The 15,977-nt window shown below is 50.2% G+C and carries 5 protein-coding genes; 4 read left to right on the plus strand and 1 reads right to left on the minus strand.

Translation table 11 applies throughout. The features are described from left to right. The first annotated feature begins 113 nt into the window (after nt 1–113). From MKY87_RS19950 to MKY87_RS19960, 3 genes are read left to right on the plus strand one after another with little or no spacing between them, the layout of a single operon-like run. A complete protein-coding gene (locus tag MKY87_RS19950) occupies nt 114–824 on the plus strand; it encodes a S1 family peptidase (RefSeq protein WP_340965830.1) in 711 nt (236 codons plus the stop codon). Between the two features lie 21 nt (nt 825–845). Continuing rightward, nucleotides 846–6,008: a hypothetical protein gene (locus tag MKY87_RS19955; RefSeq protein WP_340965831.1), complete on the plus strand. Its 5,163-nt coding sequence runs from the start codon at nt 846–848 to the stop codon at nt 6,006–6,008. A gap of 21 nt (nt 6,009–6,029) precedes the next feature. Beyond that, entirely contained in the window at nt 6,030–13,721 is a 7,692-nt protein-coding gene (locus MKY87_RS19960) for an S-layer homology domain-containing protein (RefSeq protein ID WP_340965833.1), read from the plus strand. Nucleotides 13,722–13,827: 106 nt separating this feature from the next. Here MKY87_RS19960 and MKY87_RS19965 read toward each other — a convergent pair whose 3' ends face one another. Further along, entirely contained in the window at nt 13,828–14,775 is a 948-nt protein-coding gene (locus MKY87_RS19965) for an AraC family transcriptional regulator (protein WP_340965834.1), read from the minus strand. A 172-nt stretch (nt 14,776–14,947) separates the two neighbouring features. On the opposite strand from MKY87_RS19965, the gene MKY87_RS19970 reads away from it, so the two are divergent. Further along, entirely contained in the window at nt 14,948–15,967 is a 1,020-nt protein-coding gene (locus tag MKY87_RS19970; RefSeq protein ID WP_340965835.1) for a glycoside hydrolase family 88/105 protein, read from the plus strand. The last annotated feature ends 10 nt before the right edge of the window (nt 15,968–15,977 follow it).

Raw genomic sequence — 15,977 nt, forward strand, 5'->3', positions numbered from 1 at the left:
TTATTTGTTTATTGTGATCCATTATAATGCGGAAGCAAGATATGTCGAACGGACGCAGAAAAAGCATCGAAAGACCTATCTTTGCGCGACTATGGGCTGATGGAGTTGAGAAAATGGAGAGAAGCATCACATCTTGGCGTTTGCGGCCGCGGATGATTGGCATTTTGGCTGTACTGATTGCTGTGGTATGTCTGAATGGGTATACGGGTTCATCTGTCGCAAAAGCGGCTGGGACCGGACAAGTGGCCGTATCGGGAGCTGAAAAAGTGTATCAGTCCGCGGCGCAAGCTGTCTTTTACTTGAAAGCGTATCGCAAGGACGGAACGCTCAAGACGGTAGGTACCGGTTTTCTGATCAATGATGGTAGAGCACTTACAGCAGCCCATGTTGTGAAGGACGGGATATCTTTCGAGGCGGTATTTGAAGATGGTTCCATCCAAAAGACAACGGTTCTGAGCACTGACACGGATACCGATGTAGCTATGCTGTCTGTGCAGAATAGCAAAAAACGTCCGGTACTTACCCTGTCAGGGGACAAGCAGTCTGCAAGATATGGGCAACGATCGTTCGCCATCGGATACCCGCTGAAGGATGGCAAGATCATTACGGAGGGCATCGTGAATGCACCAACCGCTGAGGTGAACGATGTCGTTCGCTTGCTGACTTCCGCGCAGGTGTCTGCGGGCATGTCGGGTGGTCCTTTGTTAAATGAAGAGGGTCGCGTGATCGGATTGATCTCCGGTTCGTTCCGGACAATGAATGGCATTCATATCTGTGTAACGATCGAAGATATTCGCAAGCTGATGAAGAAGTCGCATACATAACGGGAAAAAGGGGAATCTCGCATGTTCAAAAAGTTATCAATCTGCCTGCTTGCTGCCTTGCTGACGTTGACGTCTGTGAGCTGGCCACACCTGCCGACCGTTTCCGCAGCTGCGGAGTACACGGATATTTATATTCCGAATGGCGGCGGTAAAATCATCAATCGGGAAGACATGTCTTCCTGGAACAATAATATTAAAAAGTTCGAGGCGAACAGCTTTGGTATTTTTGCTGCCGGAGCGCCGGGTACATCAATGCAGAGGGAAGATATTGAAACCGTAAGTGCAAGTCATGTTAGAACGAAGGGAGCAGGTTCATTCAAAGCCAAGATTTCGGTGGCGAACAATCCATCATTAAGACGATTGGCTGAAGGTGGAGACGCCAGAATGCTCCTTAAGATTGGATCGATTGACGTTTTTATCGGTGGTATGAACGTCCGAGTCGATGTTAACGGCAAAGAGAAGTTCAATCAGTTCAATCATGATAAATCGGCTAATTCGTCATGGATCGCATTTGGACCCAATGATACGATCGAAATCACATTGTTTGGTTTTTTCAAAAGCGCCAGTGACATTGAGCTCTATTTCGCCGACATCACACCTCCTACATACAACGGCAATACACTGACCCATACCGGGGTAGTGCGATTCAATGGCGATCCGGCAGTACAAAAGAATGAATTGTTCCTGAAGCAGGGAAGTAGCCTTAACTTGGCGCTGAATTTCAGTGAGCCGGTATTTCCGTCGACTGCAGAGAATGCCTCTGACCGGATTGATGGCAAATTCAGCTTCATGCGTACCGAACTGTTCAGTAATCCGGGTGGAGACGGCTTCGATCCGTCTGTTTATTATCTAACGAGCGCAGATAGCGGATACAGTGACTTTGCGCAGGGGGGACTGGATCGGAACAGTCATGCACGCTCCACCTTTAACTTTCGTTATCAGGCTGCGTTAAATGATAGCACAGGCAACATTCCTATTGATCCGAAACGCCTAATCGCGCCCTTCGAGGAGGACCGTCCTACATTACTCGAACGGATGAATGAGGCTGGTTTCATCGATGGTGCGGGTAATCCCGTTGCAGCTTTTAACGGCATTGGAACAGTTCCTTTTGCAGATAACGCAAACCCGGGCGGTACGTTCCGTACCATTATCGACGCGCGTGTACCTCAGTACTCAGCATCCCGCAACGGCGTGCAGCCTGAAGTATTAACGGGACTTGTGCTGAACAAGGGCGACGTTGTTGATTTTACCGTGTACCTCAACGAACAGGTGATCAGCGCGTTTACCCCGACGGAGGATACACGACTCAAGTTTGCCAACGGCTTGACCGCCGCATATGTTGGTGGCCAGAACACGAATACATGGACGTTCCGTATGACAGTGCCAGACGGCAAGAGTATCGAAACGTCATTGCTGGAGACAGCTGCTTTGGAGCATGCCAGCAATCCTGGGGACGGGAAGGCTCTGACGGACTACGCCGGTAACGTGCTCACCGAGCCAGTCAAGAAGATTGATTGGGCTGGATTGTCTGTGGACAATACGGCACCTGAAGTGAATTTTGTCTATGAGAATCAGGACGGAGAAATTATTCCTGAAGGACAATACGTAGGAAATGGATCATTCACGATCAATGCATTCGATCCGGACTTGAACGGTCAGACGAGCAAAGGATTGTTCCGTCCAGGCAGTGGTTCAGGGCTCGTGTATTATGTACTGAACCAGAGTGCGAATGATCCCTTCGCTGGGCAAAACGACAACTATGCCGCAGTGAAGCGGTATTCCCTGACGCAGAAGCAGCCTTCTGAAGAATTGTATGCATCTGGTTTCCAGGATGTTGTACTGTCGACTGGACAGAATGGCGTGAAAGTAGAACTGCCGGATGACGGCACAGGTTTGAACGGGAACTGGTATTTGCATACATGGACTGCCGACATGAGTTGGGACTCGGCTCGTCAACGGATGCAATACGACAAAGGCAGCAACGAACGTGCAGCTTACCTTGCCCAACATCCGGATGCGACACCTGCCGAGCTGGAGGAATATTATCGCTCAAGCATTCTGCCGAATCTGTCTGATTACGGCAATACAGTGCAGTGGCCTTTGGCCGATTTCAAACAGGATGATTCCAATTGGTCGTACCATGTCGGCCTGTTGAAGATTGACAATGACGATCCAACCGTCGAAGTTGCGAACATCGTGGACAATAACTCCGACAATGTGAAGATTACGGTTAAGGCCTCTGATCCGACTTCTTCTATTAAAAATAACAAGGTGCAATACCAGTTCGTGGCAGTGGGCAAGAGCCCTGTCGCTTCCGGGTGGCAGGATGCCGAGCTGAACGCACAAGGTGAAGCTGAGATATCAACATTGAATGATCCAGCAATCTCCAAAGGTGGACAATACGAGCTGCATACCAAAGCCGAGGATGTGGCAGGCCATTCAGCTACTGCCGATCCCAAAGCAGTCGATGTGCTTGTCATCTCAACCAAGTTCAAAGCCTATCCGGGCACTTATGCGATCAATGACGGACCCGACTTCACCGTAGCCGGTGTACCGATCGATACGATTGAATATCAATACAGTGAAAGCTCTGAACGTCCTGTGGGCAACAGCAAATGGGTTGCTTTTGAGGATGAACCGAAGGATACAAAGCTGGGGGATGTTCCCGCCGAGCGCTACAGCTTCCCTGCCGACAAAACGTTGAACGGGACCTGGTACGCCCATGTGCGCATCAAGCAGCAGGATACCGGACGTTTTTACTACTATAATCAGGAGTACAAATTCGACCATCTGCCACCTGTTACGAAATTTGGTTCGCAGGGATACCTGTATCCGATGCCAGAGCAGACGGTACAGATTGATGTGTCTGATACGTTGGTGGATTTTAACGGTGTTGCGGCCAAGAACATTCGGTACCAATGGATCAAAGTGGTTGACGAGCAAGACGAACAAGAGCCAGATCCGGAAGGTAAGGGCTGGAGTGTGTCGCCTGCGGATCGTGTGATCACTTTGCAGGTAGACAACAAAAAGGACAACGGTAATTACCGTCTATACGTCCATGCCAGCGATAGCTTGGGTAACAGTAAGCTTTACCACACAAGTGGGCTGTTCTCCGTGTTTTATCTGAGCAGTGAACCACCTGTTGGTAGCGCGCGTTTGATTCGGACAGAAGGTCCAGGAGATGACGGGTACACTGCCATTATGGAACTGACGGTTGATGTGCCAGCACAAGAAGGTTACTTCTATTCCGTTTCCACCAACGGCGGAGACAATTGGAGCACTTGGCTGCCGTATACGAACTATGTCGGCGTTCCTGTTGATACGAACGATTCGGGACAACTCAAGTCACAGGTTCGGGTCAAATTCAAAGGTTACTACGACAATATCAGCGATATCGTAACACCTGAGATCGAGCTTCAGGATGCCCCTGCCTATGGACTTGCTTCACTAGAGCAGATCATGCCGGTTCGCGGAGGCGAGAAGGTGCAAGATGGTGGGCAGAACGAAGGACAAGAGATCCTGTTCGACCTCGTTGATGGCAAAACCGTGAAACCAACAAACAGCAACCCGGAAATGCCGGAAACGCTGGAGGCGAACAAACGGTTCAAAATATACCGCAACGGAAGCTACTCCTTCACCGTGAAGGATGGCAGCAATACAGCAACCGTGTTCATCGTGGTCTCCAACTTCGATGATACGCCGCCAATGGTAAACGTGAAGTATTCCACGATTGCGGCAACGAATGGCACGGTTAAAGTAAGTCTGCAATCGAGTGAACCGATCCGCATCACCAATCTGCCGAAGTCGTCCAAAACGTTCCGCGAGAACGGAGAATTCACGTTTGAGTACGAAGATGCGGTTGGCTTTACAGGCAGTGTGACAGCAACAGTGAGCAACATCGATACCACGCCGCCGGAAGCAGATATTGTCATGCACTACAACCATCCCGATCTCAAAGCGTTGATCCGTTACGGTAGTGGTACTGCTGTCGTGGATAGCGCGGGTGATGGGTACAATGCAAATGGAGAATTTACTCATTTCGCAGCACCGACAACAGGTAATGTGATCGCGTCTAATCTGATCGTGGCGCAAGTGCTGCCGAAACAGGGACAAGTTCAGGATTACCAGGTGGTCTCCAATAGCTCAGGGACGAACCAATCCTCATTGGTCATGACTTCAGGCAGTAAAGCACGCTTTTCGCTGGCAGATGCCGCAGGGAATAATGCGAAGCTGGAATCCGAAGCGATTACAACACTCGTTGGATCGATTCCCGCAGTAGAAGAGATCACGATGGTTCGAGTAGACAACGACGGACAGATCATCGATGACAGCAAGCTGGTGCAGATTGGGGATCAGGCTTACTCCAAAGGCAAAGTGCGTGTTGGCTTTGTAATGCCATCATCTGTAGTAGAAGGCAATACGATCTATGCCGGAGCAACCCCGGTAGCGAGTTTTAGCGCCGACTACGCCAGCAATGGCGAGCATTCGATTTTACTTTCAGACGTACTTGGTAACAAGAAACAGGTTAACTTTACGATTGCGGGTCTCGATAATACGGCACCAACGATCCGTCTGAACAAAGCTTCCACAACGGTTCTGCAAAATAAACCAGGCTTCGATCTGGCCACCGATCTGGGCGGATACACAGTGAGCGATAATCTCACATCTGCGGAGCAGATTCAGGTGACGGCTGCGGAATACGTGCTGGAAGGCGGACAATACGTGGAGAAACCACTGAATCTCACGGTGACGGGCAAACACACGATTCGTTACACGGCGAAGGATCAGCTCGGCAATGCAGGCTACGCCCTGCAAACGGTATTTGTTCGTTCGACAGATGGCATGTTTGTTACGGCCAATGGCATTCCGTTGTCGGATACCGAATCCGAAACAGCAATCGTGAATACAGGTACGGTCACGTTCAATGTGAACAACTTCCGCACGATCGAGACTGCTGGGGGAACCAAGCTGGAGAACGAACTTGGCACGTACGATATTTATTATTTCCCGGGTCTGGTGCGCGAAGGACAGATGAAATATATCGCTACCCGAGTGACCTATAAGGAACTGATCAGCAAAGACTTCAAGATTACACTGCCCAAAGCAGGATGGTACACCATCATTGTGCAAAATCAGGAGCGCGAACGTGTATACTCCACGCTGCTTGTTAATCGGGCCAATTAGAGAAACGGAAGGGGTTCACCCATGCGACGGAACAAAATTATTCGGATAATCGCAACGTTGATGGCCATGGTCATGCTGATCAGCGTCTTGCCACTTCACATCGCGGCAGCGGCCGTTTCCTCAGCGGGAACGACATCCATTAAGAACGGGTTTATCAAGGTAACAGTGGACAATGCAAGTGGACGCTTCAGCATTCGTACAGAAGACGGCCAGCCAATCCGCAAAAAGGATAACGGCGTGGATATGATCTTTGGTGGAGATAACCCGGAGACGTCGTTCACGACATTCCGCATCAACGGAACGGATCTGATCTTTGGTAATCCGTATAAAATGGCACCGAACTGGACCTCGGAGGTTACACCTCCAAAGGTCGTTACGGGAAATGACGGTACCCAGAGTCTCGTGACCGTATGGACCATTCAAGGTATTCGCATTAGCCAAGTGATCACTTTGCTGTTGAAGGAAGACAAGGATCAGGGGGGGAATGCGCGTGTTCAATATGTAGTGGAGAATACGACAAATGCCAAGGTAGAGATTGGGTCACGTGTATTGCTGGACACGTCGGTCGGTGGCAATGACGGCCCGGCCTTCCAGATCGGGCAGAATTATTCCGTTCCACTTACGGTGGAGCGCAAACTGGTTCACGAACCAGAGAAGCTCGGTTATGACAAAAACGTGGACGAGCAGGCGTACAATCTGCATAAGCTGCCACCTTACTGGGTAATGCGGGACAAGCTTGATCTGAGCAATCCGCTGGCGACAAATGTCATTGCCTATGGATTCAACAACTTGTTCGAGGGCGGTATTAACATCGTTGATGAAATGGTGGTAGGGCATTGGGCCAATCTCGCCGGAACGAAGTGGGAATATGAACCGGACGAGAATGTTGATTTTACGCAGGATACAAATGACTACGGTACAGCCGATACGGCCGTGGCTTTCTATTGGGAGCCTGATACGGTTCAAGCTGGCGACCAGCACTCGTATGAACTGGTATACGGCTTGGGGGAGATTGTTTCCCCCGAGAAGGTATTCGATGTTCGTTTCCTTGATCCAACGCAAAAGCTGGAGACGAATGAAGAAGAGACGGGTTACGTGAATGACGGCGTGTTCGAAGTGAACACGGAGATCGAGAACCTGGAGATGTTCAACACAAACCATAGCCAGATTGATGTGACTCTGACACTGGAGAAAGGTCTGAGCTTTGTGGATGAGAACGGGAAGGAACTCAATGCAACAAGCCAGAAGCTTACCTTCCGCAAGGATGTTCCGCCAGAACAAGCTGCACAGGGCATTGAATTCATTCCGTATAAACCGGGCGAGGTCGTCGCAGCCAAATGGCGAGTGAAGGGTACAGGTAAAGCTTGGCCTTCAACGCGCCAATATATGGTGACGGTGAGCAGCCCGGAGACAGAGAAAAAGCTGGAGACGGCTGCTCAAGAGAGCGAGGGGCTGCCGGAATCGGAAATTCGCGCAATCTATGAATCGTCAAGAGCAGGTTTTATTTTCCTGCCACCGGTTGGCGAATTAAGAGAGACTTTGGTCTACGCCATGTCACCGGAGGAAGCGTACAGCAAGGACGAGAAGTACATCACGCTGAACGTGTCCAATATCGCTGCCTACAATGTTGGTAATGAAGCTACATCTACTGCTGCCAACTTTGACATGTATCTGGTGAACGTGAAGAACGGGGATCGTTACAAAGTGCCAGTGACCCGATCTGTAACATCCCAGCCGCTTGGAAACGGGTTCGCGGGAGATTTGAAGCTGGTGTATCGTGGCGGGGAAAAGGTGAAGGCGGATGGCACAACGCTTGAAGTGCTGAACGATGCGTTCTTGCCGCTTGGAGAATATGCCGTGCAAGTGGACTATCGGGACAAGTCAATTCCCGAGCTGGCCGAAGCGCTGAGCTTCAAGACCGACCAGACTTTTGCCATAACCGAGAACGAAGAGAACCGGGTTCGCAAAGCCGGTATTCTCGCTGTATATAAAACCAAACTGGACCTAAACGCAGGTGCTGGTGAGAAAGCGACGTTTGCGAGCGTGCTGCCATGGACGTACGGTAACCTGACGGACGCGCAGTTCAAAACAAAGCTGGATCAGGATCGAGCGAGACTGACTGCTGCCAAGCAGGAAATGGTAGCAGCTTCACGCAAGCTGGACCCTGCTCTGGATGTAGCTGGAGCCATCGATGTATCGGCTTCGCCGGTATATGCGGTCCAGACGTTCGAAAATGAAGCAGCATTCGAAACATTCGAAAAAGGACTTGATGATGATACCGAGCAGGAGGTTGTTCTGGAAGTGCGCGGTAAGATCGTGCAGTCCGGTACGGGGGCAAACGCCCAATACACGGTTCAATCGGATACAGAACCTGCGATTCTCAACAAGAGTGTAGCTTACAGCGGGAAAGACCTCACCATTTCAACAGGGAATTTCCCGCTCGCCAAAGATTTGAGAGCAAATACGGACACGCCGTTCTTGCAAACCCTCTTTGTGGGTGGCGACGGTACCCTAAGTGTGGCAAACAGCGGGTTCGTATTCCATTCCGGCGAATGGACCGTTGATTTCTACAACGGATTCGATAAGTCACTCGGAACGGAATCAAAGCTGACGGATGAAGAGCAGGCATGGGAGGAAGGACGCAATCCGGAAGACCCTACCCTGAACGGAACCTTGACTTGGGCTAACGGTATGCTGGGCGATGCGCTCAATCCATACCGCAATCTGCTTGTCTCCTATGTGTACTTTAATAAACACACGTTGTTTTCAACACCTACCTTCTCGCTGAATGGCTTTGGGTTGAAACTCAATGACTTTGTGCTGCGGCAGGATGGTGTGTCCTTCGGTGGTGCAATGAAGATGTTTATTGTAAATGGGGAAGTAAGCAATGTGATGTTCAACCAATCGGGATTCGTAGGCATCGATTCCTCACTGGCGTTTGAACTGGATAATAGAATCGGTTTGTTCAAACCGGACTCCGAGGATAGCGTAAAAGGTGGCATCAATGTTACACACTATAAAGACCCGAACAAATACGGTGTCATGAATTCGTACGGCGTTAACTTCGAGGCGAAACTGGAAAACTTGTTCTCCATTAGTGCGGAACTTGCCTTTAAACGGGTGCCCGACGGACGGATTATTCCCGACGTCATTGCTTTTGGATCAGACCTTCCTGATCCGGGCATCATGATCAATCCAGCTACCAAAATCTCAAGTATTCGCGGCGCAATCCGTGAACTTGCGATGACAATTGCGGGTGGTACCGAGCGCTTGCCACTGACGCTGGAGGCAGGTATCGACATGGAGCTGGGTCAGAAACCGGCTGTTTTCTCAGGTAGTGTAGACCTTACGCTCAAAGCTACCGGATTCAAAGTGGTGGGCAAACTCGGCTTTGGTGAAGGCAGCAAAGTCATCCCGATGCTGACGGAAGCACTGGTTCAAACTCAATGGGCCAGTCCAATGTTTATCCGTGCACGGGCACAGATTGATGTTGGTGGTTGGGATATCATTGTGGGCAGTGCCAGTTTGTTTATTGGTGAGAACCTGGAGAAGGGACGAGTTGATTTTGAAGGCATGGTCAGCTCCAAAATACAAATACCAAGTTCAGTGCCGGTTGTCGGCGGTTTAGGATTTGGAACTCGTGCAGGCGTTAATAACGATGAACTGTGGGCAGGGATTTCCTTGTTATTCCTCACCCTGGGCATCAAATATTACTGGGGCGGCGGCATCTCATTCATGACCGATGGATCGGCATTGGATAACGAGGCACTCGCACACCTGTCGATTAATGATCCAGAACAGGGTCCACGCCTGTTACAGATCGGAACGGGAATTGAGACGCTTGCGACCTCATGGGAGAATGAGGAGCCTGAGCGTTACGAGATTCGGTACACCGCCGTTGGAGACGGCATCGATATGATCGAGGATAGCTCGCAAAATCTCGGCATTGGCGGCATTCGTACGTCCAATGGAGGGAAAACACATGTGATCCCGATGAGCGGAGTGACAGGGGATGCGCTCCTTGAATTAGAGTATTTTACAACAACCAGACCCACCCTGACTCTGAAGCGTGACGACGGAAGCACATACGATATCGTGTACGGAGAAGCAACCGATCGGAACGCAACGGCGTTTGAACAGATTATCAAAGCACCTAAAGAGGGCGATCTGAAGAGTGACGGTACAACAGTGACCAAAAAAGAAGAGCTTCAGGGCACCGATATCCGTCGGATCTATGTAGCAATTCCACAGGAAGACGCAAAAACGGGAAGCTGGACGCTGACGTCCAGTCAATCGGTCAAGTCCAAGCTGATGAACATTCCGGTACTTCCGGAACTGTCTTCGACGGAACTTGAAGTAGATACACAGGATGCGGACCAATTCACAGCAACTTGGACCGTGGACAACGCTTCACCGGGAGATACGGTTGATCTGTATCTGTCTTCGGACCGTTTGCAGGCCACACCTACACCGGACGAATCCATTGATCCAGGGATCATGATTGCCAAAGGCATCGAGATTGCAAGTGCCGATATTGGTGCTGACGGTCGTGCATCCGGCCAGATGACCTTTGACGTGAAGCAAATTGCGTACCTCGACGGAGCAGACCTTCGTGGTTTGCTGCAACAAGGGACATATTATCTGCGTACGGAACTGAAAACGGACATGGCATTCTCTGTCTTATCTTCACAAGAAGGGTATACGCTCGTAGATCGGTTTGCTCCGAACGCCGTGCCAGAAGTGGAAACGAGAAGCATTGGTAACGGGCAGTTCGAGGTCTCTTTCCCGGCGATCACCAAAACGGCTGAAGAAGAAGCCGAGGAGTTCACTTACATCCTGACCGCATCGGATGAGCAAGGACATCTGTATGATCCGTTTGGCGAAGAAGGATACAGTGAATCCGACTTGAAAGCTACGCTCAAGGATGGCAAGTATCATGTGACCGTGGGCGGATGGAATGCACTAGGAACACCTAAGCTGGGTGCTGACGGCAAAGTGCAGCGCAATGCAGACGGCACCATTGCCATGGAGGATAAAGAGGTACGCCATTCCGGACTGGAGCCGGGCAAATCGTATCGTATGGGCGTTACGGTCGCACGCAAACCGGCATCGGACGATCAAGCGAATCTTCGTTTATCCACAACGACGTATAGCGGGTCGAAGCTGCTTCCTGCCCCTACAGGGCCAGTGCTTTCGCTCGATAACAAACAAGTGGTCAACAACAAATACGAGGTGGTTACAAGTTCGAAGCAGGTGACCGTGAACGTGGCTTCGAATCAGTCGAACGTTGTTGTAGAGGCTTCAACGGACGATGGTTCGCTCGGCACCACTAACCTTGCATCAACAGACAAGCTGAAGTTCAACTTTGAGGTAGATGGTGTATACGCAGTCCAGCTCAAAGCTCGCAATACCAGCACAGGGGATACGTCAGTTACGATGCTGTACGTGACAATGGATACGACGGCGCCGATGATCTATCTGGATTCGCCTTCACAAGGCGAACGGGTACAGGGAGGCGTTGCGCTCGTACAGGGTACAACGATGACCGACGCCCAAGTGACAGTTACGGATGCCGATAGTGATCAAGAATTGGCACAGTTCAAACCGGACGAGAATGGAGTCTTTAAACATGAGGTGCCGATTGATGTGAATCGCATGAAGACCCGTCTCCGCATTAAAACCGAGGACGCGGCAGGCAATGTGAACTCTGCCGTTGTTGAGGTGCTGAACGGCGACTTCAAGCTGCCGCGCAGACTGAAACTGGTTATGCCGGATGAACTTGTTGCTGGTGGAGAACAAGCTGCGGTTCAGACTTATGTGGAGTATACGGATGGGACTCGTGAACTCGCAGATAACGATAGCATCACCTACAGTGTGGTTATGGGTGAAGCGAATGCAGCCGTTCAGGATGATGGTCTTCTCGACGGAAAACGTGTTGGAGCTGCTCTAATCCAGGCAGATTATACATGGCAAGGTACAGAGCTTAGCACGACGGATATTGTATCCGTTGTTGCACCGAAGACGGGAGCTGCACCACCGGATTACATGGATACGATTAAAGCATCCACGATCGGAACGGGCAAAAAGGGAGAGACACGTGTCTCGATCAGCGCTGCCGGACACAAAGGCAACATGGTTGGCAGTGAACTGGCATACCGTATTTTCACGGACCAATCGCAAGTGATGCTGCCAACGTTCGAACAGGATATCAGCGGATGGAATACGCTGCCTTCCGATAAAGTCATCAAAGCAAAACCAGGCGAGTGGGTTGTTATCGCCAAACGAACAACGAGTGAGCCGAAACTCGCAACAGCATCTTCTAGTGCGGTGAAAGTAAATGAGCGGATCTCTTCCAATGTGGAGCCAAGCGCGCCAAGCTCGGGTGGCAGCAAACCACCGGCATCGAATGTGCCTGTTGGTCCGTTAACGGTGGGTGGCGTAGCCATCGATAGTGCCGTTGGAGGTAAAAACATGAAGATACCTCTGGAACTGGATGCAGTGCAGAAGGATGGATTGTTGCTGGTCGATGTAACGCCAGGCGTAAGTGGCCCAACTGTGGTTGCTCATCCTGTGCGAGAAGCGTTGCTTGATGCAGCCAAGCAAGGACAGCGAATTCGTTTGCACGTTGCGGGCCAACTGGAGCAGTTACGCTTCGAGCTGGATGCGGATCTGATTAAACAACTCGCTGCCAAAGACATTTCGATGGATCTGGAAAGCGATTGGGGCAGCTACCGTTTGGATTGGAATGCTATAGATCTGAAAGCACTCGAAGCAGCTTTCCCGGCGAAAAAGGCCGAGGATATCAAAGTAAGCCTGAATGTGGGCAAACCGGATCAGGCATACGAACGACTTGCTGCGAAGCTTACTAGTGAGGGACGTACGATTCCGAGAGGAACCCCGGTTACCTTCAACATGACGGCAAGTGACGGAAGCAAGTCAATCGAGATTGATAAACTTTTGAAAATGACAACCAAAGAACTGTACCTCCCGGTTGGAGAGGACGAGCGTTCCGTATCAACCGTGGTCGTTCTTGAGTCTGATGGCAGCTTGCGGCATGTGCCTACTCGCTTCGAAGTGCGGGACGGCCGGATGGTTGCCATCGCAAGCAGCATGACCAACAGCGTGTACTTGCCGATCCGATATGACACTGCGTTTAGCGACATGAAGAGTCACTGGGCAAGCGAAGCGGTTCATGATCTGGCATCACGTCTGGTTGTGAATGGCGTGTCGTCTGCTCGCTATGAGCCTTCGCGTAGCATGACTCGGGCAGAGCTTGCTGCACTGATGGTGAGGGCCTTTGGCCTGAAACCAGACACAGGCGCAAGTTCACCATTCGCAGATGTTAAAGCAGCGGATTGGTACAACGATGTGGTGCAAACGGCAACTGCCTATGGCCTCATGACGGGCTACAGTGGTAATCGTTTCGGACCACAGGATGCCATGACACGTGAGCAAGTGATGGTCATGCTGATCCGTGCATACGAGATGGCAGGACATACTGCACCAGCTGTGAGTAGTGCAGCTAATAGCCTTGACGGTTATACTGATGCATCAACGTTGTCTGATTGGGCCAAAGACAGTGCCGCGCAAGCGGTAAAACTGGGTCTGATTCAAGGCAAATCGGCAACGACACTTGAGCCAAAAGCTCCGGTAACTCGTGCCGAGATGGCGACGCTTGTCCGCAGATTGCTTGTGGAACTGGATTTGCTGTAAACATGAAGTTGTTGATTTGAACTGGAAAAGCCCGAAGTCATTGCGACTTTCGGGCTTTTTTGTATCTTTTTTATGAGCAGGGTTATCTCAATATACTAACGTACATTCATACCCACCCCGTAAATTCCAATATCGACGCTTTTGCAGACTGTGCTTCCGTATGAGCCCCTTTGCGCCAGGCTTTAGGTGATTCGCCCATCAGTTTGGCGAAGCAGCGGTTAAAGCTGGAGATGGATCGGAAGCCAACTTGCTCGGAGATGGACAGGATGGAGGCCTCCGTACTTTTTAATCGCTTGCATGCCTCTTCAATCCGGGTACTGTTCAGAAAATCAAGCGGTGTGGTTCCCATAATTTCATGGAACTTGCGGCGAAAATGCGTTGTACTCAGATGACACAGTTCAGCGAGGTAATCGATGGTCACGGGCATCATATAATTTTTGGTGATAAACTCCAGCACGGGTGAGATGACCAAGTCACCTTGGAGGTCTCGTTCCCGTTCCTGATCCTGGGATGACAAGCGCTCGCTACTCGCATGAATTCGAAGCAGTTCGATATATAGAGACATCAACAAGCCGTACGCGCTCTCCCGATAATAGGGGGACTGCTGCTTAATCTCTTCTACCACTGATGTTGCGAGTGTGTGAATTTTGGGATGCTGTTCCTTATTCAGAATGCAATTGGTTCCCTGAATCGCCCATAGATTGGGTTCAATGTGAGTTTGGGCTGTTTTGAGCGAATGACGGAATAGTTCTTCCGGTGAAAAAAAGATATAAGCCCACAGGCTGGCGTTATTAGGTGAACTGTATGTGGTATGCGGAAGGTATCGGGGAATGAACGTGATGTCTCCTGCCCGAAAAGGCACAGATTCTCCCTTAATCTCCATGATGCCTCCATCTGAATAACAGATGCCAATCTCCATGTGGTTATGGAAATGAAGATGCTCACTCTTGATATCGGATATTCTCCAGCGGTCTCCACTGAGCAACAGGACAGGGAAATCAATGGGCAGGCTATAGTGACGATATTCAATGACAGGTTTCTTCGGTTTGGGCATGTTCGAGGACTCCTATGTATAAATGATTGAAATTGCGCAGTTTTGTTATGAATATGCTTAGATTGAGACTATTTTACTGCGTACAATGGAATAAGTAAAGCGTTTACAAAAATGGACGGACACCTCTCAGGGCGCACTTGGGGGGCGTGTGCGAAGGGAGAGGGGAATAACAATGCTTCAAGTGAAATATGACAGGGAACAGATTCTAAACGTAATCGACAGCGTTACCAAGAAAACACTGGATATGGATCTGACATGGGATTGGCCCGGTGGAGTGGCTTATTATGGCGTATCCAGAGCCTATCAAACAACAGGCAACCAAGAGATTCTGGACAGGCTGGTGAAATGGGCGGACGAATATATCGAGCTGGGTCTGCCAAGCTGGACGGTAAATACATGTGCAATGGGCCATGTGCTCATCACTTTATATGAAGAAACCGGGGAGCAGAAATATTGGGATATTGTCCTCAGCAAAGTCGATTATCTCCAGAACCATGCGCTTCGCTTTGGAGACAATGTGCTTCAGCATACGGTATCCGTTTCCAATGATTTTCCGGAACAAGCTTGGGCGGACACCTTGTTTATGGCGGCTTTTTTCCTGCTCCGCGTAGGTAGCAAATTAAAAGATGAGGCCATGATTCAGGATGCGCTGAATCAGTATTACTGGCATATCAAATATCTTCAAGATCCGACCAGCAGTCTTTGGTATCACGGCTATAATAATATCAACAAGGACCACATGTCCGGATTTTACTGGGGAAGAGCGAACGCTTGGGGAGCCTATACGATGTCTCAAGTGAAACCGCAATTGAAAGACTGGTATCTGTATCCGCAGTGTATGGATGTAGAATGTGCACTTCGTGATCAGTTGGCGGCTCTCAAGCTGGTGCAGACCGAGAATGGCTTGTGGCGTACGGTTTTGGATGACGAAGAATCATATGAAGAGGTGTCGGCTTCCGCGGGTATTGCCGCAGCCATGATCAATAACGGCAATCCACTGCATACCAAATACGTGCAAAAGGCACTGGAGGGCATCCTGAACAATATTAGCGAAGATGGACGCGTGCTTGGTGTCTCTGGCGGTACGGCGGTGATGAAAGATCGGGATGGTTATCGCAATATTCCAAAAGACTGGATTCAGGGCTGGGGTCAGGGCCTGGCACTCGCTTTTCTGTCCGATATGTTGAGATAGGGAGGGAACC

It is taken from the genome of Paenibacillus sp. FSL R7-0198, assembly GCF_038000415.1.
Taxonomy (GTDB): domain Bacteria; phylum Bacillota; class Bacilli; order Paenibacillales; family Paenibacillaceae; genus Paenibacillus.

Excerpts from the sequence above, each read along its gene's own strand:
- MKY87_RS19950 (WP_340965830.1), top strand. The coding sequence starts at position 114 with ATGGAGAGAAGCATCACATCTTGGCGTTTGCGGCCGCGGATGATTGGC.
- MKY87_RS19955 (WP_340965831.1), top strand. The coding sequence starts at position 846 with ATGTTCAAAAAGTTATCAATCTGCCTGCTTGCTGCCTTGCTGACGTTG.
- MKY87_RS19960 (WP_340965833.1), top strand. The coding sequence starts at position 6,030 with ATGCGACGGAACAAAATTATTCGGATAATCGCAACGTTGATGGCCATG.
- MKY87_RS19965 (WP_340965834.1), bottom strand. The coding sequence starts at position 14,775 with ATGCCCAAACCGAAGAAACCTGTCATTGAATATCGTCACTATAGCCTG.
- MKY87_RS19970 (WP_340965835.1), top strand. The coding sequence starts at position 14,948 with ATGCTTCAAGTGAAATATGACAGGGAACAGATTCTAAACGTAATCGAC.